We start from the raw sequence: 24452 nt of genomic DNA, 5'->3' as shown, positions 1-24452 counted from the left end.
CCTAGCCGCGCGTTTGCTCGCGTACGGTTACGCGGACTCGCCTGCCGCCTGAGTAGTACGCCGCTGCTTCACAAGCTGATCGATCTCGCGCTTGATTCGGTCAGCCTCGGACCAGAAGAAGCGGGGATCTACTCCAAGAACGTCTGATAGAACGAACAGAAGCTTGGCTGGCGGGGCCTTTCTTCGGCCGGACGCGTAATGTCGAAGGGCTGCTGGTGAAATCTCCGCACCCCGTGCAGCGCAGGAGTGGGCTAACGCCACGTACGTCCACCGCGCACCGGCAGGGTCCGGCAGGTGGTCCATCAACCACTGGAGATTCTCAGCAAGCCCGGGAAGGTCCTGTGATCCGGCGCGGTTAGCCATCCGCCACGGTTTCCTTCCTCTGGTTCTGGCTCACTCAAAAGGAGTTTGGGTGACCCGAGCTTAGGCCTACCTGCTGTTCCCGAGTTGGACAAGTAGTCAAGTCCCTTACGGATCGCAGTTCAGAAGAGGAAGCCGCTTGCACTGCGGGCGTACAGGTGTACTCTTGCAACGAACGGCAGGGGGTACACCTGTACGCAGAGTGTGCCGGCGACGGAGCTACGAGGGAGGCACAACATGCCGCACACGCCCGATCTACCCAGTTGGTCGATGTGTCTTGGGATGCCGGGGATCTATGTCGAGGTGGCCCGCGAGGTTGCCGCGCATGCTCTGGCGTTGATGCGGCTGGGGTCCCCTACGTCTGTGACGGTGGAAGGCAGTGGCCTCACGGTCCAGGGAGCGACCCGCCGCGATCTCATCGCGGGGTTAGGAGAGTCGTCCCGGCATTGGCAGGAAAAGGCTGACCGTTTGGCTTTTGTCGACCTTGATGGCTGGAGCGCTGCGGTGCTTCGCTGCGAGCACGCCCGCAGCTTGAAGGATTGGCTGCAGATCACCGAAAACAGTTCGCCAAGCAGGCGTGCCGAAACGCGCTTGTTCGGAGCTTTGGCGTGAGGAAGCAACCGAAGTCCTCCGAATCGAGACAGTGCCCGAGTGTGCCTGCTTTTCCGGTCTTGTCGGCTGAGGTCGATGAGGAGGGGGTGGCGTGGTTCCAGGGTCATCGTGTGGACCTGGCTGAGGGGGAGGAGCCGGCGTCGGCGATTGTTCGTCTTGCAGCGGAGTCTGCTGCGGCGCGTGAGGGTGTTGTGAAGGCCGTCCGGGTGCGGGCTTCGAGTGGCGGTTCGGTGTGGTCGCTGGTGGTGGACGCGTCGGGCGAGGTGTGGGACGCACCGGTTGTGACGCGGTCGGCTGTGTCGCGACGCCAGAAGGCCGGTTTGGTCGCTCTCCTGACGGGTGTGTTGGTCATTCCCGTGGGTGGGGCTGCGGCGATCGTGGGGTCGCGGATGTCTGACTCGGAGCCGTCGACGAGGACGGTGCGAACGGTGACGGTTGCTGCACCGTCTGCTACGGCGACCCAGCTGCCGGTGCTGTCTCCTTCGGGGGAGCAGATGGTCGCCATGTGGTCATCGGATGCCCTGGCGAACAGTGGGGCTGGATCACTGGGTGCGTCGTCGACGTCGTCGCCGGCTGTCGCCCTGGGTTCGTGTGTCGCGACGGTGATGCGTTCCGGGCGCGATAGCGCGGTGCGGTGTTTGCGGGCCGATAACGGCGCTCAGGTGTGGTCGGTCCGTGTTGATGCATCGGGGACCTCGTTGTGGCCGTCTGGTGATGGGGTCGTGGTCATCTCGTCGTCGCAGGTTCGCGTCTTGGATGCTCGAGGTCGTACGCGGGCCTCGCGCACGCTGGGAAATGGTGAACGACCGCTGTTGCTGGGTTCGGGTGTGGCGGTCCAGGTATCGAAAACGACGGTCCTGATTGACCAGGCTGGCCGGTGGGTGCCGCGTGTTGTTCCGGCTGGAGCGTCCGTGGTGGGCGCGCACGGTGAGGCTGCGGTGGTGGCTGACCGGTCGGGTCAGGTGTGGTCGGTGACCGATGGGCGGGTGGCTCCGGCCGCGGCCCGGTTGGCGGCTCCCGACAAGGGCGCGAAGCCGGCGGGTGTGCTTGGTCTGACGCCGGATGGTTTCTTGTACGGCTGGGAGTCGCCGGCTAAGGAGCTGGTGGTGCAGCGGTTCCGTGTGAGTGCGCCGACCAGGCCGGTGATGACGGCCCGCGTTCCTGGGGGAACTGGGGTGGGGTCTGGATGGTCAGCCTCGACGGTGTCGGGGAAGGCAGTGGTGTCACCGGGGGGCCGGTTGGCGGTCATCGAGGACTACCTGGTGGATCTTGCCTCGGGTCAGGCGCGGGTGTTGCCGAAGGGGTGGCTCACGACTCGCGTTCTTGATGAGCAGGTCTTCGGGCAGGCCAGTGGTTCCTCGGTCGTCGTGGATGCGCAGGGGCGCACCTTGTGGAGTGTGGATGCTCCGTCCGGGGTCGACGTGGGTGTTCCTGCGGCCCAGATTTCCGGTGTCTCGTTCATTCCCGCCTCGGTGGGGTCCGAGACCCGTTTGTACGCGACGCGCACTGTCCTTCCTGGTGGTGCTGGTAGTGCGTCGTCGCCTTCGTCTGTGCCGTCGTCGACGGCCACCTCCTCCCTCCCCTCTGGGCGGTCGGCGACGGCACAGACCCCCTCTTCCTCGGTTCGGCCGTCCTCGACGGCTTCGCGTTCGAGTTCGTCAACGAGCTCGTCCTCGTCGACTTCGAAGGGCAGTGGTGCGAAGTGAGCAACGCAGTTCGTCGGATTCACCGATGCGTTCCGGGGCTCCTGATCGGCGCGGTCGCCTGGGCGTGCCTGACCGGGTGCGGCGACGACACGGCCCCGTCCGGTGAGACCCGGACGGTGACGGTGACGGCATCAAGTCCGGTGTCGGTTCCGACTCCCTCGACCGCGACCACTCACGCAGGGGAGCTGAACTCGTCGTCTTCTTCGCCGGCTTCGTCGTCGTTGTCGTCGTCGAGTGCTGTTCCTCGTGATGAGGAGGGTGAGTGGCAGACGACTCCGCCGGCCACCCACGGGCCGGGTTCGCTGCCTGCCGACAGTGAGCGGGCCTTGCGGGCGGCCGCGAAACGGTTTGTCGAGCTGTGGGCTCGTCCCACGGTGGGGGAGAAGGCGTGGCGGGGCGCGTTGAACCCGTTGATGACGCCGCGGGGACGGTCACTGATCCAGTGGACGGACCCGGCGAATGTGCCGGCGTTGCGGATCTCGGGTGAGCCACAACGGGTGCCTGAGGGGTCGACCACAGGGGTGTTTCCGGTGATGGTGCCGACCGCGCAGGGGAATGTCGTGGTCAACCTGGTGCCTGCTGCTCCTGGTGGCCCGAGCACGTCCTGGCTGGTGGAGGGCTTCACCTTGCCGCAGGGGATGCATTGATGAACAAGATCGTGGCCGGTGTCGTGGCCGGTTTCCTGGGCTTGGTGCTGTTGATCGCGGTCCTTGTGGCGCCTGGCGTTGACGAGGACGAGACGTCAGCGGTGTGCGACCCCGCCCTCGCGGCCTGGGGTGGCACCGCAACGGGTCCGGTGCGGCTGCCGATGGTGGGCCCTGGCGTGGTGACGAGCGACTTCGGGATGCGAGTGAACCCGGGTGGGATCCTTAAGGGCACGTACATGCTGCATCCCGGGATCGACATCGCCGGCAACGGGACGCAGATCGTGGCCGCGATGGCAGGCCGGGTGGTGACGGTCCGCGACGACCGCTACTCGGGGCATCAGGTTCAGGTCGACGTCGGATCGGGAACCCGGATGGATTACAACCACCTGGTGGCCGGGTCGGCCAAGGTCAAGGTCGGTGACACCGTGTGGCCCGGCCGGTTGATTGGCACCGAGGGTGCAACGGGCAACGTCAACGGTGTTCATCTGCATTTCGGGATCTTCGTGGGCGGGAAAGCGACTGATCCGCGGCCGTGGATGGCTCAGCACGGGGTGACCCTGCCGGCGGTGGGTGGCCGCGTGACGGGTGCCCCGGCGGCTGCGGCACCCCCGGCTCAATCGGGTCCGGGCGGGTCGACGCAGTACGTCGGGCTGGGGAAGGTTCAGCCACAGACGGTGTCTGTGGCGAACCGGGTCGGGCCGATGTTCAACATCAAGACGGTTGGCGGGTACCGCCCGCCGCCGACGTCGGGCCCGAACTATGACCCGCAGGGTCATCAGGCCGGGCTGGCTTTGGATTTCATGACCAACGACATCCCGAACGGGAAGGCCACCGGCGACAAGGTTGCCAAGTACCTGCAGGACAACGCCGGGGCGCTCGGGGTGCGCTACATCATCTGGTATCAGCGCGTCTGGCGCGCTGAGCGTCCCGGTTCGGGATGGACCCCGATGGCTGACCGGGGATCGGTCACTCAGAACCACAAGGATCACGTACACGTTTCGCTGCACGGCGCGCAGGGCGCGGTTCGCCCGGTGAACCTGGAGGGTGCCGGAGGGCAGCTAACGAAGCAGGGTCAGGGCACCGCGGCCTGGGCGTCGTGGATGCCGAAGTCGGTGGGTCCCTACGGGCGTGAGCAGGTCGCGAACGCGGCCCAGATCATCAAGGCCGGCTTGGACATGCGCCTGGACGCCAAGGCGATCACCATCGCGGTGATGACGGCGATGGGTGAGTCGTCGCTCCAGGTGCTCGACCGTGGGGACGCGGCTGGTCCGGACTCCAGGGGTCTGTTCCAGCAGCGAGACAACGGTGCGTGGGGCAGTTACGCGGACCGGATGACCCCGTACATCTCCGCGCAGAACTTCTTGAAGGTGCTGCGGACGTTCGACTACGCCTCGATGCCGCCGACGCTGGCGGCGAATCGGGTGCAGCGCAACGCGGACGCGAACTATCACGGCGCGTTCTGGGCGGATGCGGTGCAGATGGTGGCCGCGTTGACCGCGAACCCGGAGCTGTTGCGGCAGCTGCCGGTGTCGGGTGGCAGCGGGCTGGCCGGTCCGTGCCCCGAAGGCCCGTCCAGTGACCCAGCGGGCGACACCAAGGTTGCGGCGGGTCAGAACCCGCTGCGCTTCATCGCAGGAATCGAGGCTCACCGCTGGTCGCGTGAGCAGAGGGGAGTGAAGGCATGAAGTTGTTGAAGGCGACTCCGGAATCCGAGAAGCAGAGGAGGCAGCCGGCTCAACTGGTGAGCAACCCGTTCACCCGGGCCGAGGTCGAAATGGAGAGCGAAGCGCTGCAGCCGGTCGCTGAGCCCGACCCGCTGATTCTGGGTGAGCGGGTTGTCGAGCCCGGTCCGCGGGCACCGCTGCACGCGAACCAGTCAGCGGCACCGCTGACGACCGGGCCGTTGCAGGTCTGGGGTTTGCATGGGGGAGCGGGTGCGTCGACGCTGACGATCCTGCTCGCCGAAGCGGGCTGCGAGGTGGTCGACGCGGGCCGGTGGGATCCGTCGACGGCGATCGAGGGCCCGTGCGTGGTGGTGGCCACCACCCGTGGCGCGGGCCTGGCAGCGGTCAAGGCGTTCGCGCATGCCTGGCACACCGGCCAGTTGCCCGCCGCAACGGTGCTGGGTGTCGTGCTGGTCGACGACGCCCCACAACAGCCAAGGGCCATGAAGAAGGCCGCTCCCGGCGCGTCAGGGGTGCTGCCGAGGTTGTGGCGGATCCCGTGGTCCGAAGACCTCCGGATGGCCACGTCCCCCTCACCAGATCTTCCGCTGTCGTGGCGAACTCGCCTGTCTATCAAAAGCATTCATCGCACATACACCTCTTTGTAAGGAGAACATCATGGAAGTTCCTGACGCAGTCGCAATCCCCGGTATCGACCGGTTCATGACCTACCTCGGGTGGGGTCTCTACACCGCTGGCATGGCGGTGATGCTCGGCGTGGTCTGTGGCGTGATCTGGATGATCGTCGGCGCCTTCCGTCGAGGCGCGTTCGAGGGCGGAAAGCTGATCTTCATCGGCTTTGTCGCGGGCGCGATCATCTCCAGCGCCGCGGTCCTGGTCGGTTCATTCCTGCAAGGCGTCCCTTCGGTCACCCCGCAGGAGCCGCCGTGGCTGAACGCGGTCAACACCCTCATCGGCTGGGCACTGTTCGGCGGTGGGCTTGCCGCGCTGGGTGCAGTCATCGCGGGCGCGGTGTGGCTGATCATCGGCGCCGTCCGGCACGGCGTGTACGAGGGCATGAAGGCGATCGGTATCGCTCTGGTCGGTGCCGCTCTGCTCGGAACGATCAGCACCTGGTTCGGCTCGGTCCTCGCGTTCTGAAAAACCCTGCACCGCAACCTGTTTGGTGACCGAGGAGGTCAAACATGTTTAACAAGAAGAACGCGGATAGCGGACCGCGTGTGGACGATCCGCGACCGTGGGGGATGCGTGGTGCCGGGTGGCCGCTGTTCGCGGTTCCAGTGATGTTCCTGGTCGTGGTGGCGATGATCGCGGTCTTTGTGTTCGGTCGCGGCGCAGACGACACGGCCACGAGCGAGACGACCGTCACCGTGACCCCCTCGGCACCACCAAACACAGCGGCACCCTCGACGCAGGCCCCGACCACCGCCACCAGCGAACCCGCTCCGGCGGGGACATGCCCGACACCGAAGGAAGACACGGTGCCGGCGGGCACCGTCGCGTGGAAGACCACCTGGGAGATCGCCGGCCAGACGATTGCGCCGCTGACCGAGTCCGGTCCGAAGGTGAAGCAACCCGACGGGGTCCGGCGCTGCTTTGACCGCTCCCCACGCGGCGCGGTCGCGTTCGCTGCAAACGTGTTCCTTGGGTTTATGCAGTCGCCTGCGATCGCACGACAGGTGGCTACGCAGCAGATGACACCTGGTGCTGACCGGGATCAAACGCTGCAGGACCCAGGTACGACGGACACGTCGATCCAGTTCAGCATCGCCGGCTACCGAGTCTTGGCGTGGAGCCCGGACGCGGCACAGATCGAACTGGCGATCTCGGTCAGTTCGCGCCCGAACACGTGGACTCTGATCTCGCCGCGCATTGTGTGGACCGGTGGGGACTGGAAAATGGACGGTGCCAACTCCGGTCCTGACCCAGCACCACTGGACTCGCTGGCGACCCTGACTCGCTGGGGAGCCGCATCATGATGCCCGCTCAGAGTGCCGCAGTACCTGATCTCGGAGACGTCGCCGGGTGCGCATTGAGTCTGCCCGCCTGCATCCTGAGCAAGGGTGCAGGCAAAGCGGTCGACGCGGTGACCGATGGTGCTTGGGAGAAGATCGTTAAGGGCTTCCTTGAGGGCATGGTGATGCTCCTGGAGAAGCTGTCGACGTTCTGGATGAAGTTCCCGGATCCGCAGATCACGGATGTGACCAAGCCTGACGGCGCGATGATCGGGCCGATGCAGCTGCTGTCCGATCAGTTGTCGGGGTGGGTGGCGGTCTGCAGCCTGGTTTCGGTCGTCGTGTGCTGTGTGCGAGCGATCCGGCAGGTCTCGGCCCGACCGTTCAGCGAGGCCGCCATGTCAGTGCTGATGGTGGTGGCGGTGCAGCTCGGGCTTGCTGGAGCGGTCCAGGCCGGACTGGCCGCGACTTCGGCCCTGTCGGAGTCGCTGCTGGCCACCACGGGGAAGAACAAGTCCCTGTCGGGGTTGGTCAGCGTGAACGACGCGATGTCGTCGAATCAGTCACTTGCGGTGTGGTTCATCCTGGCGTTGCTGGCCATCCTCTCCTCGCTGATGCAGTTGATGTTCATGCTGATGCGGGGACCGCTGATCATGTTGCTGGTGCTGTGGATGCACTTCGCGGCCGCGACCGCAGCCAGTGATGAGGGGCGGGTCCGCGCCAAGAAGGTGATCGGTTTGTTGATCTCCTTCTTGATCTACAAGCCGGCGGCGGCGGCGATTTACGCGCTGGGGTTCATGTTGATCTACGGCAACGGCACCGACGGTGCACCGTCCAAGGACGCGTTCATGAACACGATGTACGGGTTCATGACCGTGCTGATGGCGGCGATCGCGCTGCCGGCCGTGATCCGGTTCATCGTCCCGTTAGCTGCTGCCACGACCTCGAACGCGTTCTCCGGTGGTGCGGCCGCGGGAGCGGGGCTCGCTGCCGGGTCGGCGGTCGTGACGATGGGAAAGGCGGGTGCGGCCAGAGGTGGTTCGTCGAGGGCCGCGCAGGGCTCGGCGGTGAAGTCGACCACGGGCCGGATGTCACAGACGGCCAGTAGCACCGGACAGACCGGCGGCGGTGGAAACCAAAGCCAGAGCGGTGGAATGAGATCCGCACCGGGCAGCCGGCAGGCCGCAGCTCTCATGGGTGGCGGCTCGAGTGGCGGCTCGGGTGGCGGCCTTGCTGGTGGTGCTCAGGGTTTGAGCGATCCGGGGTTGTCGAAGGGGGCGTCCAACGCGATCCCGTCCGACTCCGGGACGGGTGGGTGGGGATCGGTCGGCGGTCCGGTCACGAAGACGACGGGGGCGAACACAGGCACGAATGTGTCGACGCCGCAGTCGTCTTCACCGATCCCTGCTGCACCGGCTGCTATGGCAACGGGTGGGCACGGTCAGAGCGCACCCAAGAGCCAGACCGGTGCGACGAACGGTTCGACGAGCACCGTTCGCTCCGGTGCAGGTGCCGGTGCCGGGGCGAGCAGCGGGGTAGGAAGCGGGGCCGGGTTCGGTTCTGCGCCTGCTGGGGTGCGGAGTGCGTACTCGTTCCCCGGGGGCGTCAGCAAGGGCGGCGGCGGGACGAACCCGGCACCGGCTGCGCCACCGGCACCGTCCGCGCCACCGGCACCGTCCGCGCCACCGCGGCCGTCACTGCAGGCACAGTCCGGCGGATCGGCGTCCGGGTCGTCGTGGCGACCGTCCGGGTCGCCGGCCTACGGCCAGGGCCGGGGTGGAACGACCCGTCCGATACCGACCCGCCCAGGCGGGCAGGTGTCGCCGTCGCGGCGGGACCAGATGGCTTTGCCGTCGTGGGCGCGCGGGGCTGGTGAGGCGGGTCGACGCATGTCGTCCTCGGACCGACTGATCCCTCCCGGCCACTGACACCGGCCCCCTTTTCGAACTTCAAGGAGTAGATGATGACGACCGCTGATGAAGTGACCGGGACCAAGGAGCGGATCCGGTACGGCAACTTCCGCAAGCCGGGCTGGCCTGGATTGTTCAAGACCTCACCGGGTGAGAGCGCCGTCGTGGGTTTGTCGACGTTCCTGCTGGTGCCGTTGATGTTCTTCAAACTGTGGTGGCCGATGCTGGCGCTGGCGGCGTTCGTGTTGCTGGTCGAGATCCCGTTGGTGTGGCCCTCACGCAAGGGGTCACGGGCCCACCGGCTCGCGCGACGTAGGGCGTTCAGCGCCGCGCGGCGTCGTGGGGAGACCGCGTTGGTGCAGGGCCCTACGGGTCGCACCCCGGATGGTCGGACCCGGCTGCCGGGTATGGCTGCACAGACGGTGCTGCACGAGTGGGAGACGAACCTGGGTGACCCGGTTGGGGTGATCGAGTGGCCCAAGTCGAAGCTGTGGACGGTCGCGGTGCGGTGCATGCCTCCGGGTCGTGCCGGGCGTGATCAGGAAACGATCGACCGCCTGGTCGCGACGTGGGGTGGCTTCCTGGCCTCCCTGGGCCTGGAGCGGGTCGCGGGTGCGTCGGTGATCGTGGAGACCGTCCCCGGCGCGGGTCGGCGTCAGCGGGCCAGCGCCACCCGTGGCCTGGTCGAGGGTGCACCGGAGTTTTCCCGGATCGCGTTGGAGCAGGCTCTGGCGGGGGAGGACGACTGGGAACCGATGACCCGTGTGTGGGTCACGATCACCTTCGATGCGCGTCGCACGTTGGGTTCCAAGCCGCGCACCGAGGAACAGATGCGCACGTACCTGTCCGGCCGACTGCCGTTCATCCTGGGTGACATCCGGACCACGGGGGCCGGCGAAACGGCTCGGTTCTGCGACGCGCAGGAACTCATCGACACCGTGCACGGGATGGTCAACCCCTCAGCCGAGGCCGCGATCGACGAGGCCCGTCAGACTCGACGCGGGACCGGGCTGGACTGGCGCGACGCCGGCCCCATGCTCGCGCTGGAGCATTACGACCGGTGGGAGCACGACGGCGCGGTGTCGCGGTCGTGGGTGATGCTCAGCCCGGCGCGTGGTGAGCAGACCGATGAGGCGTTGGACCCGCTACTTGCTCCGCACGCGGAGGTTCAGCGCAAGCGGGTCGCGGTCCTGTTCCGTCCGGAGGAAGCAGTGAAGTCCGCGCAGGCCGCCGAAGCTCAGGTGAAGTCGGCCTCGTTCGGTGCCTCCAAGAACGAGCGTGTGACGTCCCGGCAGCGCGACGAACTGACGGCTGCGCTGAAGACCGAGGACGAGGAATCAGCCGGTGCCCTGCTGCAGCGGTTCTCGATGATCGTCACCGCAACGGCCTTCTCCGATGAAGAGCTGGAGTTCTCCAGCAACACCATCGAAGGGTTGCTGGATCGTCGCCGGCTGGGTCACCGCGTCGCGTACGGGTCACAGACCGTCGCGGCGATGGCCTCGACGCCCATCGGCCTGGTGGTCGCCCGCGAAACCAAGCTGCCCGACGTCGTCCGCGACGCCCTGTAAACCAGACGAACTGTTGAGGAGCCAGTGATGACTGACCTTCTGGAACGAGACCAGCACGAGGCAGCACGGGTCACCGTGGGGCGATGGGCCGGGGCGGGCCCGACCAGCCAAGAACTCGACAAGCGCGAGCGTGCGCAGCGGCGCAAGCAGCAGACCAAGATGTTGTTGAACCCGTGGGACGCGGCCGGGTCCGAGCCGGGAGAGCGAGGCTGGACCGGCCCCGGGGGTGGCCGCACGTTCTGGCGGGAACCGCCGCCGGAGATCCGCGGAACCTCGGTGCAGGTGAACGGGGCGTTCTACCCGTTCGGGATCAGTGGCGGTCTGCCCAGTGTCGGTGTCCCGATCGGCCGCACCCTCACCCCGGCCGCCGAACGGGTCAGCTGCGACCCGATCAGTTGGTTCCTGGCCAACCGGTTGCTGTCACCGATCATGTTCGTGCTGGGGCTGCCTGCACTGGGCAAGACGTCCCTGATTCGTCAGATGGTGTCGATCATGCCCAACTGGGGCATCACTCCGATCATCATGAGCGACATCCGCCCGGGTACCGACTTCGGCCCGGTCATCGACTCAATCGGCGGGTACCGCATCGAGGTGGGCCCAGGAGCGGGCACCATCAACCCGCTCGACCCCGGACCGATGGCCCGGTACATCGGGGACTTGCCGGACAAAGAACTGCTGGAATGCCTGGCGATGATCCGCAACTCCCGGATCAACCTCACGCAGGGACTCCTGGAGATCGTGCGTGGAAAACCGTTGGCAGACACCGAAAAGACGCTGCTCGCGGCCGGGATCGACGTCCTGGACCAAGAGCATGACGGGATCCCGGTCCTGGAAGACCTGGTCGCCGTGGTGGCCGCGCGGCACCCGCGCCTTCGCCAGGTCGCCTATGACCGCGGCGACGACAACCGATACGACGACCTGTCCGAAGGGCTGCTGCGGTCGCTGGCAGCCCTGGGCGGTGATGGGCCGTTCGGCTCGACGTTCGCCGGGCAGTCCAGTTTCGAGCTGGACCTGACCCGTCCGGTCGATATGGACCTGTCCTCCATCCCGCAAGGCGCAGACGAGCTGATGGGCGCGGCACAGTTGGCGACCTGGTCGCTGCTGTCGTCGACCGTCGCGGCCGCGAAGTACCTGGCCGGTGCCGGTGTCATCGAGGACCGCACCTATCTGCTGGTCGGAGACGAACTGCACCGACCGCTGAAGGCGTTGCCGGTGATCGCGAAGTACCTGGACGTGATGATCCGGTTGATCCGCACGTTGAAGCTCGGGGCGATCTTCTGCACACACACGATGGAAGACCTGCGCCTGCCGGACCCGCAGCTGACGACGCTGGCGTGGGGGTTCGTGGAGAAATCGCCCCTGGTCGTGATGGGCGGGTTGTCGCGTAAGGAAATGGGCAACCTGGTGACCGTCTTCGACATGTCCAAGACGGAGCAGGACCAGCTCGTGGGGTGGACCGACCAGCCAGCGGTGGACCCGGACACCAGCCAAGAAGGTGAACCGCCCGGGCGAGGGAAGTTCTTGCTGAAGGTGGGCCGGTCACCCGGTGTCGCGTTCCGGGCGAACCTGTCCCCGGTGGTCAAAGAGGTCAACGACACCAACAGCTCCTGGGATGAGTTGCGGGCCGCGCGCATGTACGACGAGCGGAGCCTGCGATGAGCGACACCGACTTGAGCACCAACGCACTGACTAGCGACGCGCTGACCGAAGCGGCGATCGCGGCTTGGCAGACCGACGCGCAGCACCGCGCCGACGAAGCGGTGGAGCGGCAGGTGCGGCGGGCCGCAGATCGGCAGTGGTTGGAACCGGACCTGGCCGGGCGGTTGTACGCCGCCAACGAGATGGCCGCCCAATGGTTCCAGGACCAGTTCGTCGGGTCGTGGGCGCAGCCCTACCTGGCCGGTCGGATGGACGTCGACCTGACCGGTGACCGGGGCGTCCGGCCCGGGTATGCGCCGGACTCGTGGCGCGACCTGGTCGACCACCTGCAACGCAATGGGGTCGACGAACAAACCATCCTCGAGACCGGGTTGGGGTTCCACACCAGCAAGGGCAACACCGTCGCGCTCATGCGCGACCGGTTGGTGTTCCCGATCCATGACGACACCGGCCGGATCGCCGGGTTCGTCGGCCGGGAAGCACCTGGTGCGGACAGCGGAGCCCGCTACATCAACACCCGCCAAACCGAGCTGTTCCACAAGGACGAACTGCTGTACTCGACTCTACCGCTGCCACGCGGCGGGCAGATCGCGGTGGTGGAGGGACCAGCCGACGCGCAAGCCATCACCCTCGACACCGGCGGCGCGGTGGTGGGTGCCGGTTGCCTGGGCACCGGGTTCACCGAGGGCCAGGCCGACCTGTTGGCCAGTCTCGACGCCGAGGTGACACTCGTGTTCGACGGTGACGCCGAAGGGATGAAGGCTGCTGGCCGCGCGTTCGAGATCTGCACCCGGGCCGGGTTGGATCCGCGCATGGTGCGGCTACCAGAGGGGCAAGACCCAGCATCACTGCGGGAGACCGCAGGCGCCGGGGCGGTCTCGGCGCTGCTACGGGATTCGCAGCGAGCCGGCCAGGTGTTGATCATCGACGCGGTCGAGGCCGGCCGCCCGGAGGATGCGTTGCGGGTTGCGGCACAGAGCCACCCGGCGTATTGGGCGCCGGATGCCTCGATCATCGCCGCCATGACCGGTGCCGACCTGCAGGACGTCCGCGACGCGTTGGCGGAGACGATCGGGGGAGCGGACCCGGCCTTTCCTGAGCGAGCGGCGCCGGCCTCAGCTGTCGCGGTGGAGCGTGAACCACGCGCTGCCGCAACGCAGTTGGGCGACAACCTGAGCGCGGAGGCCCTCGCCGCCGTCGCGGCCGCGGATGCTGGCCAGGCGAGCATGACCGATCAGATCCGGGCCGCAGCCCGACCCGGCGCGGCACCGACCGCTGACGCCGCCCAGCGACCCCGCGAGTACGGGCAGCCGGTCGCCGACTACGGCAGGGGTGTGTGATGCGAGATCCAGCACGGCAAGACACGACACAGAACGACGCGATCCTGGCCGGTGTTGCTGCGGCCGCGCTCGGTGTGGTCGTGGCCGCGGCGGTGGCCACCTGGTGCGCGGCTGCGGTCACCGGTCATGGCCACGGGTCGCCGATCGGGTGGATCAAAGCCCTGGTCGACGGACAGACCGGCTGGTCGACCGCCGCGACAGTGGTGCTGATCCTCGAGGCCGTGGCTATCGTCGCGGCCGCCGGCTACGGCGGCTGGCGGTGGTGGCAGTGGGACAAGTCCCGGGCACGGATCGACCGGAAAGCCAAATACATGTCGACCCGCCGCGACATTGCCCCGTACGCACAGCGGGCCGCGACCAAAGACGCGGAACGGTTGGGACTGACGACGCCTGGCCTGCCGCTGGGGAAGTCGATCGTGGGCCGAGCCGTCATGTACTCGCTGTGGGAATGGTCAATGGCGTGCGTCGTCGGCACCCGCGGCGGCAAAACGTCCTGTTTGGCGGTGCCGCGCATCCTGGCCGCACCCGGCCCGGTCGTGGCGACGTCGGTCCGTCCCGACCTGGTCTACGACACCAAGGTTGGGCGCGAAATGATCGGGACGGCCTGGACCCTGGACCTGCAGGGCATCGTGCGGGAGAAGGTGCAGCCGGGCCTTCCCGATGGTGGCAGCGATTGGTACTGGCCGATCCTGAGCGATGTCACCAGCTACTCCCGCTCCGAAGAACTCGTCGACGTCCTCTCGGCCGCGGTGATGAGCGCGGACGCCCGCACCGACGCCTACTTCAACTCAGCCTCCAGGGCCTTGCTCGCCGGGCTGCAGTTGGCCGCGGCGCTGGAAGGCCTGGAGTACACGCAGGTGTACGCCTGGACAGCCGACCCGGGCCTGAGTGGCGACCACGAGAGCCCGTTCGAGGTGTTAACCCGGCACGGGTACGGACTGGTGGCAACCGATATCCAGGCCAAGATGGATCTGACCTCCAAGCAGCGCGACGGTGTGTATGCCGGCGCGCAGGAGTGGATCTCGTTCATGAAGTCGCCGGAGATCGCCCGGTGGGTCGTCTCCGACGGTCCTGGTGAGCGGCGCCGACGGTTCGACGCGGCTGCGTTCGTCCGGTCCACCGACACCCTCTACTTGCTTTCCAAAGGTCAGGGCGGATCCGGTGGCCGCGCGATCGTGGGTGCATTGACGCAATCAGTGATGCGCGCCGGAGAAGAAGTGGCGGCGCTGCAGGGTGGCCGGTTGCAGGTGCCGTTGGTGCTGGAGCTCGACGAGGCCGCGAACGTGTGCCGCATCCCGGGCCTGCCGGACAAGTTCACCTTCTACGGCGGCCTGGGCATCATCGTCAGCACCTACTTCCAGAACCCCGCGCAGCCCGAAGAATGCTGGGGCGTCAACGGGTGGCGCCAGATCCTGTCCTCCTGCAACGCGTTGCTGATCGGCCGAGGCATCCGCGATGAGAAGTTCTTGCCGGCGATCGTGGAGATGATCGGCGCGCGGCACTTCATGCAGAAGTCACGCTCCCGCGGCCGCGGCGGCGCCACGACCAGCGACAGCCCGCACAGCGAGCAGATCGTTCCAGTGTCAGAGCTCGTTTCGTTGGACACCGGCCGCTGCATCCTGCACGTGTCCGGTGCCAAACCCATCGTGGTCGCGATGCAGCACTGGTCCACCGACCCGGACCTCAACGAAAAGGTCACCACCTCCCGGGCGGTCTATATGCCGGATCGGGAGAAGCCAGCCAGTGAGGGTGAGCGACCGGTCGCTTGGCTGCCTGCGAAGGAGAGCGCATGAAACGGCACCTGACACCCGTGAGCGGTCCCAGCACGGTTGGGACGGACACGGCAGCAGCCCCGACGCGTGAGGAGCCTGTGCGGCCCAGGACGGACCCGGCGAGGGTGCGACTTGAGCAGAAGCTCAGGACCGCTGAGGCCGTGGTGCGGGAGCTGGATCTGAAACGGTCCGAAGCGTTACGCCGCGCCGACGTCGCCGGCGAGCAGGTCGACGCGCTCGGTGCGGAGCTGGAAGCCGCCAGCAGCGGCGACCTGGACCAACGGGTCCAGGACCTCGACCGTTTGCAGCAGCGAGCCGAAGCGGCCGGGGAGGATCGCCACCGTCACGCAGCGCGGGCAGAGATCCTGGACGCGCAAATCGACCAAGCGGGCGCCACTGTGGAGATCGCCCGGGCAGACCTGGACGAGTACGACGATCGGCGGGCGCGGCTGGCGGCGATGACGTCGACGGCAGCCGGCGCCGATGCTGGCCAGGATGATCCCGACCAGGACGCGGTTGTGCTGCGGTTCGCGTCGCTGCCGCTGTTCGTGGAGGGGTACGTGCTGCCGAACTGGCGTCACAAGCGACCCAAGGAGATCAACTGGTGCCGTTCGTGGTGGTTGCACAGTGAAGCGATCGTGCGGCTGACCGTGTTGTGGGAGGCGTTCGAGGCGATGCGCCTGGAGCCGCCGCCGTCTTTGTCGGTGCTGTGGCGTGACCACATCGATGTGCACATGGCCGCCCTGACCAGCGATTCCGGCACGTTCGCACAGTGCGATCCGGTGGCCGGGACGCACCGCCCGCAGCCGATGTGGCCGGCGGCCGCCGCACCTGCAGGACTGTTCAAGCAGAGCGAGAACGCACACTTCACGACCCTTCCAGGACAACAGGAGCAGGCGCAATGACCGAAGAAATTGGACGCGAACTCGATCAGGTGTTGCGGATGGCGCTCATGGCTGCCGGCCAGTTCGTGGAACGTCGAGCGCACCGCTCGGCCGAGAAGGATCGTGCCGCGGCCGACCAGGTGCGCGCTCAGCAGCAGGTCGCTGCCGAACAGGACCGTGCCGCCCGTGAATGGGCTCGGGAGAACACCCGCCAGGCCGAGAAGTTCGAGCGTGAGCAGCAGTCCGCGGCACGTGATCTGGCCACGTTCGAACGTGACCAGGTCCGCGCTCTCGAGCGGGAATGGCTCGACGAGCGCGATGCGTCGCGGATCGTGTACCGGCCGTTCACCAACGGGTACACGATGGAGAAGGCGACCCCGGAGCAGGCCGCGAAGGCGTGGGAGATCGCCAAGTATTGGTCACAGCAGGACCCCACCGCCCGCGAAGCTGAACAGATCATCCGGGCCGCGATCGTCAAACAGTTCAAGCAGGAACCGTCCGCGATCCTGGAACGCGTTGCGACGAAACCCGCTGCAGCAGAACGCACCCCAGACCAGACCGACGCGCCACCGGTGGGAGCCGAGCAAGTGGCGGCCGCGGTCGAGTGGGCCGGCGCGGATGCGCCGGCCTATTACAGCCGCCACGACCAAGCTCGACTGACCGGACCGGATGGCCAGGTCGACCAGGCGGCCGCCCGTGCGTTGGTCGACGACCACCAGGCCTGGCTCAAAGACGGGATGCTGTCGCACGAGACCTTGACCCGGGAATGGGCGCGGTACATCGGGCAACCCGACCTCGACCCTGCCGCCGGCGTGGCACCCACACCGACCCAGCAGAAGGCGCTGGATGATGCGTGGACGCAGTCACGGCCGGGCATGGACCTGGACGAAGCACGTTTGCTGGCGCAGGCCACGGCACCGTCGTACTACACGCTGCACGATCCCGACCGCGCCAACGAGGCCGGTTCCCTCACCGCCGACATGCGGGAGCTGCGCGACGCCGGGCAGATCCCCGACGCGTCGCTACGCCAGGAATGGGCGCGGCACGTCGGTGTCGACCTGGCCGGCCTTGAGGGACAGGCACGCACCGACGCGATCGACACCGCGTGGCGTGACGGCGTCGACGAACGTGGCGCGTTGGAGGCCTTCGACCACCAGGAACGGATGGCCGCGGCAGGGATGGACCCGGAGATCTTCACGCTGACCGTGCAGGACCTGAACTCGCGCACCGTGAACGAGATGCGGCAGACGTACAGTGCCCGGTACGCGCAAGGCTTCGAGACCGGTCCGGTCGCGGAGGCCGAGATGGCCCAAACGTGGTGGACCGCAAAGACATTGGGCGTCATGCACCCCACTGACGCGATGGCCGCCGACGAACTGGAACGTAGTTTCATCAACCGCACCGGGCAGACACCGCAGGAGTGGCTGAACGCTGAAAGGACTGGCCGATCGGCCGCGTTCGTGATGGACGTGGCCGCCGATCGGGCAGCTGAGCACGGCGACCAACTCGACGCGGCCGCGGCTCGGTCGGAACGGGCGGCGGCCCTCGGGGTCGCAGCGTCGTCGACCGACTCGGACGTGGTCGAGGCAGCGGAGCATCGGGCCGGCCAGGCGCGCAGTGATGAGGTCAACGCCGAGACCGACGCGGACCGCTGGCACGAGCAAGAGCGAGGCCACGACACCGCGGCCGAGGTCGCTGATGAGTTCGAGGCGCCGTATGACCGGGCGGAGGAATCCGACTTCACCGCAGCTGGCGTCACCAGTGAGGCGCGCGACGCAGTGGTGACGTCGTCACACGGGTTCTCCCAATCGACGGCCGCGGCCGTTGGGAAGTCCACGAAGTCGACGAAGAAGCGGAAGGCGCGCACGACCCGGAACCCGTCGGTCGGGCGGGGCGCAGAACGAGGCGTCAGCAGGTAAGTTCGTTCGTAATAGTCAGACGGCCCCGCATGAACCCCTTGATGCGGGGCCGCTGCATGCGTGGAGCTACCGGCGTTCGCTGAAATAGAACGCGAGGGCTACGCCCGCCAACGTGAATACCGGTGTGGTGAAGGTCGCCCAGTCTCCGATGGGCTTGTCCGTGAAAATCCACCCGATGAACCCGCCGGCCATGGCCAGCCCCACGAGTACGACGCTGGCGTAGGCGAGGCGTTTGCGGACCAGGTCAGGGTGGCTCTTGTGCGGCGCCACGATGTCCTTGAGGGTCGCGCCGGGGTCCGCGTATTCAGTAATAGAACTATCTTCGCTGGTGGGTACGTCGGGCAGATTGCCACCATCCGACGAAGCCGCGTCCTTGCGGGCGGCCGCGTCACCCTCCGGGTTCGGCGCCGTGTGATCAGTCACTCTTAACCGCCGCGTCTTCCCACCGGTCGAGGACCGGATTGTAGAAACGGCTGAGGTTGCCGAGTGAGAAACCAAGACCTTGCTCGGTCCACGACTCCTCGGAGGGAACGGATCGAAGCTCTGGCCCGTCTGTGGGAGGGGAGGTTTCTTGTCCTTCACCAATCAGGAAGTAGGCCTCATCCAGTGACGGCTCTACAAGATCAGGACGCTCCCGATTCTCTTTCGTGGCAACGATGTTCACGCGATGTCGACCCTCCTCTACCCCAACACAACCGCACCTTGTGGGACGACTTAATTGCAATGATGTAACTCTGTGCTACTGAGCGTACGGGCCGGTGCTGCCACAAGCAACAGGATGCAACTTCTGTCATGTGCATAACGTGTGCATAAACGTGTGCATGTTGTGTGTGCACGATGCGCAGCGTGTGCATACGTCAAGCGGCTATTTAGGGTGAAGGCATGTTGACAAGGGGTGTGAAGTGATGGACGATAAGGCATCGACCACCACTGCTTGACTTATTGTCAAGCACGATGTATGAGACAGGGAGCTGTCCACCCTATGACTACGCGACTGAACGTGAACATCAACGACGAGACCGCCGCTGCTCTGAAGGAGCTGGCGAAGAAGAATCAGACGAGCGTGACTGAGATCGTGCGCCGCGCTACCGGTCTCTACAAGTTCGTCGCCGATGAGCTCGGCGAGGGATCCAAGACGCTGCAGGTCGTGGACGACAAGTCGAACGAGCGCACCACGCTGCACGTCCTCTAACCACGCTGGAGGTTGGGCGCAACCGCGCCCAACCTCGAAAAGGGGCCCGGAGTCAAGTGACTCCGGGCCCCTTTTCGCTCGGGAAGACCATCCATCCGGGGATTAGGGCTGCCGAGTCTCGATGCTGGGTCAGTCGCGCTCATACCCGCGATCTGCACCGTCGCGGGCTGAACGGCGCGGCCTGGTCAGGTCGGTGCGGCCAGGTCCCTGCGGTGCAGGCCCTGTGCGGCAGTGGCTGGCATCGCGCTGCGCCTCCAGCGCCTCCTGCCACTGCTCGGGCGTCACACCGTCCGGCGGGGTCGGGGGTGTGACTGTGACTACTTCGGGCGTGTGATCCTCAGCTACGACGTTGTGGGTGCCGGCGGCCACGAGAACGGGTTGAAGTTGTGTCTGTAGCACCGCCGCGCCGCGGTGTGCGTCGACGAGTTCCTGCCGTGCGCGCTGTGCATCGTTGAGTGCGTTCATGACGCGCTGCAGTTGCTTCATCACCGCGTACCAGCCACGAGTGCTGTCATGACCACCAGCACGGATCGCCAGATTTAGGTGGCGGGCTGCAAGGCCGGCGGAACGAGAGCGTCGGATCGTTGATCCGTGCTCGAACCCGGTGCGGGTGGTGACGTCACGTGGCCGCGGGTCGAACGAAACGCGCGCGTACTCATCGGCGACCTTCCCCAGCTGCGCAGCGTCCTGCGGATCGGGGTGGTGAACCGCTGCCAAAGCGGTCATACCGGCCGCCGAGGCGGCGTGCGATCGCCACTGCTCAATGTCGTGCGGGTCGGCAGTCTCCACCTCACGGGCGAACTGCTCGGTGTGGTGCGCGGCCTCGGCCAGATGCTCTGATGCGTTCACCGGTTCGTGGTCGGTGACGACTTCCTCTTCACGCCACAGCCGCAGCGCTTCGGCCCGTGTTTCGGGCGTCTCGTGCGCGCCCCATTGCTTGCGCAGCGATGTCAGAGTGAGATCCGGAGCGATCTTCGATGCGGCGATCATGAGCCGGTCGGCGGGGGCGCCGTCGGCCAGGCCGGCGCTGTACCCGGTGACCTGATCGCGGCCGCCCTTCGCCCACCGCGGTACCAACTCCAGGCCCACCATGGCTGCGTTGCGCAGCCACTCGGCCTCGGTGTTTGAACCGGTCGCAGTACCCCGTAGAACGCGCTGCAGGTGAACCCTGTCGGCGTCGATCGGACGGTTCGCCGGGATGCCGTTGGCTGCGTCTGCGGCGTTCGCGGCGGCACGTTCGTTGCCACGGCGTTGCTCGGCCTGGGTGTACGCACTGAAACCCGGTTGACGGTCCGCCGACTGTGCTGGCTTCTCGTAGGTGGGCTCGAGGAACGCGGAGAACTCCTGCTCCAACTCGCGGCCGATGCGGTCCGCGGTGTTCTTCGATTGGTGGACGGATGCCCACTTCTCGTCACCATCACGGCGGACCAGATTCACCACAATGTGGATGTGGTCGTTGCCGTTCGCGGACTCACCATGACGGGCGGCGTACCAGGCCGAACCGTGGCCGTTCTCGTCGACGAACCCAGCGCGCTTCACATACTCGTGAGCGAGCGTGTGCCACTGCTCGTCCGTCAACGATTCATGTGTTGGTGGCAGCGACATAGACGCGTGGAATACGTGATCCCGGCCCGTCGCAACCTCCCCCTCCCTGTGCAGTTGCGCGCGGCTAATGCCGCCGCGCGGTGCCCCACCAGCGACCGCGAGTTGTTCCACATACTCCTTGCGCCAGGCCGACTCGACAACACGACCGAGGATGCTCGCATCGGCCAATGAAAGGGGTCCGGAGAACTCCATCTCCAGGCCCGGTGAACCGGCCACCAGACGCGGGTTAGTGTGCTCGTTCGCCCGGCCTTTACCGAACAGGTAACGGCTCAAACCGGATGCGTCCGAACCGGATCGGAGAACTGAAATCCTCACGACCGCTCAGACTCCGGCAGCTTGCCAATGAGATCGGTAATGCGATCGGCAACCTTCGCGAGATGTTCGACGAGGGCAAGCAACTCCTGCTCCGCCTCCAGGCGCTCAGTCGTGTTCGCGATACGCGCCAACTGGTTCAGGTTGTTGCTGTCAATCGCCAGCAACCGACGAACCCCGTACAGCTCGTCATGGATCGCCGAAAGCTCCGCGGCGGCAACCACACCGCCCGCCAGCAACGCGCGCTCGTACAGCCGCGGAACACTGATGCTCTGCGCTGCAGCAAGCGCACTCACCCGCACCCACTCATCATCGGTGTGGCGGATGACCACGCGGTGCTGCCGCGGGCCCGATGCCGAGTTCGCGCGCCGCCGGCCGCGGAACAACTTTGCGACACGAGGCGTATCAGGCTGCTCGTCAGCCACGCCGAACCACCTCCCGCAAAGTCACGGCAACCGGCGCCAGCCGGGGGCCGAAAAGCCGTCTTTCGTGGTTTCAGCTTCTCACACTTCATCCGCCAGGCGAAGCCCAAGGATGAAGTTAAGGCACCTAACCCTCCGACTTGCTCCCGCCGAAGTCGGTGGCGCTTCCACGTTAATGCCCCTGCCGGGAACCGAAGCCCCTAGAGGGCGGCCTAGTGCGGCCCTCTAGTCGGTGGCCCGCCTACCATGAGTGCATGAGCGAGATCACAACAAAGGCACAAGAACTGCTCGAAGGGCGCCTCGACAGTGTGCGAAAGCTCGAGCAGGCCCACACAGAGGTGAGCCGAGCACGCGAACGTCTTGTCGTTGCAGAACGCGCGCAGGCTGAGGCCTGGAGCGTGGCAGCTGGGGCTGGCTGGACGCCGACGGAACTGAAGCGTCTCGGATTCCCACGACCAGCGTCACGACGGGGTGGCCGCCCACGTGGATCCCGAACCACTGCGCCTCAACCAGCCGACGGCAACCAGTGACCAATCAGGGCATCGTCCTAAGCCCGGACGCAACTCCCCGCGTCGCCTTCATCGGAGACCAGGAACAGTGCTCCAGCCTGCAGGGAATCTTCCCAACCGAGCGTCAATACACGGCCCTCGATGGCACGCTTCACCCTCCGGACTACGACGCATTCGTATCCGTAGGTCAGTCTGAGCGCCCCGCGATCACCCGGGGCGTCCTCTTCGGTCAACAAGCACTGATGATCGGATCCCGCGACTACCCGGTGAGAGCCCATTGCTCCACTGTGGCAACCGGCACGAAGCTTGTGATCGCGGCCGGCCTTGACGATGAAGTGACGGAATTATTGAAGCGGACAGTAGTGCCGGAAGCTAGCAAGCTGTTAGGTTCCGGGGCTCTGCGCGGCTGGATACTGAACCCCAACGTCCGCCCACCTTCCCTCAAGTCTCTCCTGTGCACGTCGGATGGCGTGGACTTAGTTATGCACGGCGCTCCGCGTAGCAACAAAGCAGAAGAGCTGTGGCTCCTTCCGTCGTTTGTGACCGACCGCAAGGCGTGGTTGCTGCTGGCTTGGCGTAGCTGGGCGAAATCCGACGAACGCCTGCCAGGCCCCCCGCACGGATACGAACACCAGGCATGGATGACGCCGGCGGAACTCAGTGCGTGGAACGCACTAAAGCAGGTCGAGGTCGACCGCGAGCGAATGCTGGGCGAGCTACAGAAACGTGAGGACGATGCACAGAGAGACCTTGACGCTGCCCAAGACGCCGCAGTGCAAGGGGCCCGCCGACTGCTGACCGAGGAAGGTGACGAACTGGTATCTGCGGTCATGGATGCGCTGCAGGAGCTCGGTTTCGAGGCGACCGACGCAGATGCTGCTTTGAAGCGGGGGGAGATGCGCCGTCACGACGTTGAGGTCCGGTCCCCAGATGCCGAAGGGGTGATCATCGCGGAGGTGAAGGGAACCAAGAAGGGGACGGCTACAAGCTGGTTCCAACAGATAGGCAGCCACGAGAGGTACTACATGTCCCAACACGCTGGCGACCAGCCGGCCGGAAAGTGGCTCGTCGTGAACCCAGAACGCGGGAAGGCTCCTGATGCGCGCGGCGTCCCTTACACCAACAACAACGCTGCGGATCTGGCCGTCTTCGGCCAGGACGGGGGCCTCGTCGTCCCAACGAAGAGCCTGTTCTCGTTGGTGCGTGACGTTCAGCTCGACGAGCTCGACGCCACAGCCGCACGACGGCTACTTCTAGAGACGACTGGGCGCTTGGATTACCCCTCGCCAAACACGGACGATGCTGGCTGACACTTACGGCGAGCAGCCGTGCAGCAGACCGGACGGACCACGCTCATAGAGGCAACTCAACCTCATAGGCGCCAGCCAACGGCTGCCGAGATGCAGTGGAGGTTGTGGCGGTTGCGTAGGCGCCGCGGCCGGCGATCGCGTCGTAGAGCACGCTGCGAGAGCATCCCAACTCACGGGCGATCTTCGCTTTCGGGACGCCGGCGCCGCGGCGCGTCGTGCGTGCAGCACCTGGTCGTGGGTGAGGAGGCGGGCACGTCCCTTGTATGCCCCGCGCTTCTTCGCCAGCAGGAAGCCCGCGCGAACGGTGACTCGCTGACCGGCCTGTCAGGACTGTTGAAGGCTCTCGTCTTGGTCGACCACGCCATCGAAGCGTGCGAGGGAAGCGATCTCCCCACGGATGACGCGACCCACCACAGCACGAGACAGGCCCGTCGTGGACGCGATCACCCCTTGGGGCTCACCAGCAGCCGCCATCTGCTGAATGAGGGTGTACTGGTGCCGGTTCACTCTGGAAGGGCGGCCAAGTCGGCGATCGCTCGCCCGCGCGGCCGCCAGCGCTGCGCGGGTGCGTTCGGTGGTCATCTCTCGCTCGAACTGCGCGACAGCGCCTACGACGTGGAACAGCAGCCGGCCTACCGGCGTCGTGGTGTCCAACGCCTCCGTGATCGAGCGGAACTCGACGCCCCGGTCTCCCAACTCGTCAACAACGCGGATTAGGTGCGACAGGGACCGGCCGAGGCGGTCCAACTTCCACACCGTCAGAACGTCGCCGGTTTCCAACCGTCCCAGCAGTTCATCGAGGCCAGGTCTCGACTCTTTCATGCCGGAGGCATGGTCGACCACGATGTGCGCGCGGTCGACACCGGCCGCTAGCAGTGCGTCGAGTTGCAACGCTGCGTCCTGGTCGACAGTGCTGACTCGCGCGTATCCCCATTGAGTCACTGTGTAACCACCTGGCTGCTCGAAAGTGCCGAAACTGAGAGGTTTCGAGCATACGGGTCAGTGAGCAGGGTTTTCGAACAGCGTTTACGGCGTGTTTCAGGAGGTCTCAGGGCCTGCTCGAAAACGATCGGTTACGACCCGGT

At 66.3% G+C, this 24452-nt stretch carries 22 protein-coding genes; 14 read left to right on the top strand and 8 right to left on the bottom strand.

The features are described from left to right. Positions 1-597 precede the first annotated feature (597 nt). Positions 598-972: a hypothetical protein gene (locus EU513_RS14000; protein WP_129626969.1), complete on the top strand. Its 375-nt coding sequence runs from the start codon at positions 598-600 to the stop codon at positions 970-972. 103 nt (positions 973-1075) lie between these two features. On the opposite strand, the gene EU513_RS13995 is transcribed toward EU513_RS14000, so the two are convergent. The 3 genes from EU513_RS13995 to EU513_RS13985 all read right to left on the bottom strand — a co-directional run bounded on the left by EU513_RS13995 (position 1076) and on the right by EU513_RS13985 (position 3303). Then, complete coding sequence (locus tag EU513_RS13995) at positions 1076-1477, bottom strand: hypothetical protein (RefSeq protein WP_129626967.1); 402 nt, start codon at positions 1475-1477, stop codon at positions 1076-1078. A 774-nt stretch (positions 1478-2251) separates the two neighbouring features. Then, on the bottom strand, positions 2252-2701 hold the full coding sequence (locus EU513_RS13990; RefSeq protein ID WP_129626965.1) for a hypothetical protein: 450 nt from the start codon (positions 2699-2701) through the stop codon (positions 2252-2254). A 149-nt stretch (positions 2702-2850) separates the two neighbouring features. Further along, on the bottom strand, positions 2851-3303 hold the full coding sequence (locus EU513_RS13985) for a hypothetical protein (RefSeq protein ID WP_129626962.1): 453 nt from the start codon (positions 3301-3303) through the stop codon (positions 2851-2853). A gap of 21 nt (positions 3304-3324) precedes the next feature. On the opposite strand from EU513_RS13985, the gene EU513_RS13980 reads away from it, so the two are divergent. The 11 genes from EU513_RS13980 (at position 3325) to EU513_RS13930 (ending at position 18017) form a co-directional block, all read left to right on the top strand. After that, on the top strand, positions 3325-5010 hold the full coding sequence (locus EU513_RS13980) for a M23 family metallopeptidase (RefSeq protein WP_129626960.1): 1686 nt from the start codon (positions 3325-3327) through the stop codon (positions 5008-5010). Continuing rightward, complete coding sequence (locus EU513_RS13975; RefSeq protein WP_129626958.1) at positions 5007-5657, top strand: DUF6668 family protein; 651 nt, start codon at positions 5007-5009, stop codon at positions 5655-5657. The genes EU513_RS13980 and EU513_RS13975 overlap by 4 nt, the downstream gene beginning before the upstream one ends. A gap of 10 nt (positions 5658-5667) precedes the next feature. Continuing rightward, positions 5668-6150, top strand: a complete 483-nt coding sequence (locus tag EU513_RS13970) for a hypothetical protein (RefSeq protein WP_129626956.1) — start codon at positions 5668-5670, stop codon at positions 6148-6150. 44 nt (positions 6151-6194) lie between these two features. Further along, positions 6195-6989, top strand: a complete 795-nt coding sequence (locus tag EU513_RS13965; protein WP_129626954.1) for a hypothetical protein — start codon at positions 6195-6197, stop codon at positions 6987-6989. After that, positions 6986-8893: a hypothetical protein gene (locus tag EU513_RS13960; RefSeq protein WP_129626952.1), complete on the top strand. Its 1908-nt coding sequence runs from the start codon at positions 6986-6988 to the stop codon at positions 8891-8893. Before EU513_RS13965 ends, EU513_RS13960 begins: the two co-directional genes overlap by 4 nt. 35 nt (positions 8894-8928) lie before the next feature. Beyond that, positions 8929-10443: an SCO6880 family protein gene (locus tag EU513_RS13955; RefSeq protein WP_129626950.1), complete on the top strand. Its 1515-nt coding sequence runs from the start codon at positions 8929-8931 to the stop codon at positions 10441-10443. 27 nt (positions 10444-10470) lie between these two features. Next, complete coding sequence (locus tag EU513_RS13950) at positions 10471-12102, top strand: hypothetical protein (protein WP_129626948.1); 1632 nt, start codon at positions 10471-10473, stop codon at positions 12100-12102. Continuing rightward, positions 12099-13442 (top strand): toprim domain-containing protein, encoded by a 1344-nt coding sequence (locus tag EU513_RS13945; protein WP_129626946.1) that lies wholly within the window; start codon positions 12099-12101, stop codon positions 13440-13442. Before EU513_RS13950 ends, EU513_RS13945 begins: the two co-directional genes overlap by 4 nt. Next, a complete protein-coding gene (locus EU513_RS13940) occupies positions 13442-15235 on the top strand; it encodes a type IV secretory system conjugative DNA transfer family protein (protein ID WP_129626944.1) in 1794 nt (597 codons plus the stop codon). Before EU513_RS13945 ends, EU513_RS13940 begins: the two co-directional genes overlap by 1 nt. A 140-nt stretch (positions 15236-15375) precedes the next feature. Beyond that, on the top strand, positions 15376-16119 hold the full coding sequence (locus tag EU513_RS13935) for a DUF4913 domain-containing protein (RefSeq protein ID WP_168990291.1): 744 nt from the start codon (positions 15376-15378) through the stop codon (positions 16117-16119). Beyond that, complete coding sequence (locus EU513_RS13930; RefSeq protein WP_129626940.1) at positions 16116-18017, top strand: hypothetical protein; 1902 nt, start codon at positions 16116-16118, stop codon at positions 18015-18017. Before EU513_RS13935 ends, EU513_RS13930 begins: the two co-directional genes overlap by 4 nt. 66 nt (positions 18018-18083) lie before the next feature. On the opposite strand, the gene EU513_RS13925 is transcribed toward EU513_RS13930, so the two are convergent. Continuing rightward, the gene (locus tag EU513_RS13925; RefSeq protein ID WP_129626938.1) at positions 18084-18440 is read right to left on the bottom strand and encodes a hypothetical protein; all 357 of its coding nucleotides are present in this window, start codon (positions 18438-18440) and stop codon (positions 18084-18086) included. Then, the gene (locus EU513_RS13920) at positions 18433-18681 is read right to left on the bottom strand and encodes a hypothetical protein (protein WP_129626936.1); all 249 of its coding nucleotides are present in this window, start codon (positions 18679-18681) and stop codon (positions 18433-18435) included. The genes EU513_RS13925 and EU513_RS13920 overlap by 8 nt, the downstream gene beginning before the upstream one ends. Positions 18682-18999: 318 nt before the next feature. Between EU513_RS13920 and EU513_RS13915 the strand changes: the two genes are divergently transcribed. After that, positions 19000-19209 carry a DUF6364 family protein gene (locus EU513_RS13915; RefSeq protein ID WP_240796070.1) on the top strand — a complete coding sequence of 70 codons (210 nt, stop codon included), beginning with the start codon at positions 19000-19002 and terminating at the stop codon, positions 19207-19209. Between the two features lie 129 nt (positions 19210-19338). Here EU513_RS13915 and EU513_RS13910 read toward each other — a convergent pair whose 3' ends face one another. Further along, positions 19339-21087 carry a relaxase/mobilization nuclease domain-containing protein gene (locus EU513_RS13910; RefSeq protein WP_129626933.1) on the bottom strand — a complete coding sequence of 583 codons (1749 nt, stop codon included), beginning with the start codon at positions 21085-21087 and terminating at the stop codon, positions 19339-19341. 38 nt (positions 21088-21125) lie between these two features. After that, positions 21126-21551, bottom strand: a complete 426-nt coding sequence (locus EU513_RS13905; protein WP_129626931.1) for a plasmid mobilization relaxosome protein MobC — start codon at positions 21549-21551, stop codon at positions 21126-21128. A 523-nt stretch (positions 21552-22074) separates the two neighbouring features. Between EU513_RS13905 and EU513_RS13900 the strand changes: the two genes are divergently transcribed. Next, the gene (locus EU513_RS13900; RefSeq protein WP_129626929.1) at positions 22075-23367 is read left to right on the top strand and encodes a hypothetical protein; all 1293 of its coding nucleotides are present in this window, start codon (positions 22075-22077) and stop codon (positions 23365-23367) included. Between the two features lie 324 nt (positions 23368-23691). Here the strand turns inward: EU513_RS13900 and EU513_RS13895 are convergent, their stop codons facing one another. Then, on the bottom strand, positions 23692-24309 hold the full coding sequence (locus EU513_RS13895) for a recombinase family protein (RefSeq protein ID WP_129626927.1): 618 nt from the start codon (positions 24307-24309) through the stop codon (positions 23692-23694). Positions 24310-24452: the final 143 nt, after the last annotated feature.

Source organism: Yimella sp. RIT 621 (assembly GCF_004146205.1).
Classification (GTDB): Bacteria; Actinomycetota; Actinomycetes; order Actinomycetales; family Dermatophilaceae; genus Yimella; species Yimella lutea.
This window is presented reverse-complemented; position numbering and strand designations above follow the sequence as displayed.

What these genes read in the sequence shown, in the direction of transcription:
- EU513_RS13995 (WP_129626967.1), bottom strand. Translation starts at nt 1,477, where the DNA reads ATGGCGACCATCTGCTCCCCCGAAGGAGACAGCACCGGCAGCTGGGTC.
- EU513_RS13955 (WP_129626950.1), top strand. Translation starts at nt 8,929, where the DNA reads ATGACGACCGCTGATGAAGTGACCGGGACCAAGGAGCGGATCCGGTAC.
- EU513_RS13960 (WP_129626952.1), top strand. Translation starts at nt 6,986, where the DNA reads ATGATGCCCGCTCAGAGTGCCGCAGTACCTGATCTCGGAGACGTCGCC.
- EU513_RS13965 (WP_129626954.1), top strand. Translation starts at nt 6,195, where the DNA reads ATGTTTAACAAGAAGAACGCGGATAGCGGACCGCGTGTGGACGATCCG.
- EU513_RS13930 (WP_129626940.1), top strand. Translation starts at nt 16,116, where the DNA reads ATGACCGAAGAAATTGGACGCGAACTCGATCAGGTGTTGCGGATGGCG.
- EU513_RS14000 (WP_129626969.1), top strand. Translation starts at nt 598, where the DNA reads ATGCCGCACACGCCCGATCTACCCAGTTGGTCGATGTGTCTTGGGATG.
- EU513_RS13970 (WP_129626956.1), top strand. Translation starts at nt 5,668, where the DNA reads ATGGAAGTTCCTGACGCAGTCGCAATCCCCGGTATCGACCGGTTCATG.
- EU513_RS13975 (WP_129626958.1), top strand. Translation starts at nt 5,007, where the DNA reads ATGAAGTTGTTGAAGGCGACTCCGGAATCCGAGAAGCAGAGGAGGCAG.
- EU513_RS13915 (WP_240796070.1), top strand. Translation starts at nt 19,000, where the DNA reads ATGACTACGCGACTGAACGTGAACATCAACGACGAGACCGCCGCTGCT.
- EU513_RS13945 (WP_129626946.1), top strand. Translation starts at nt 12,099, where the DNA reads ATGAGCGACACCGACTTGAGCACCAACGCACTGACTAGCGACGCGCTG.
- EU513_RS13980 (WP_129626960.1), top strand. Translation starts at nt 3,325, where the DNA reads ATGAACAAGATCGTGGCCGGTGTCGTGGCCGGTTTCCTGGGCTTGGTG.
- EU513_RS13950 (WP_129626948.1), top strand. Translation starts at nt 10,471, where the DNA reads ATGACTGACCTTCTGGAACGAGACCAGCACGAGGCAGCACGGGTCACC.
- EU513_RS13940 (WP_129626944.1), top strand. Translation starts at nt 13,442, where the DNA reads ATGCGAGATCCAGCACGGCAAGACACGACACAGAACGACGCGATCCTG.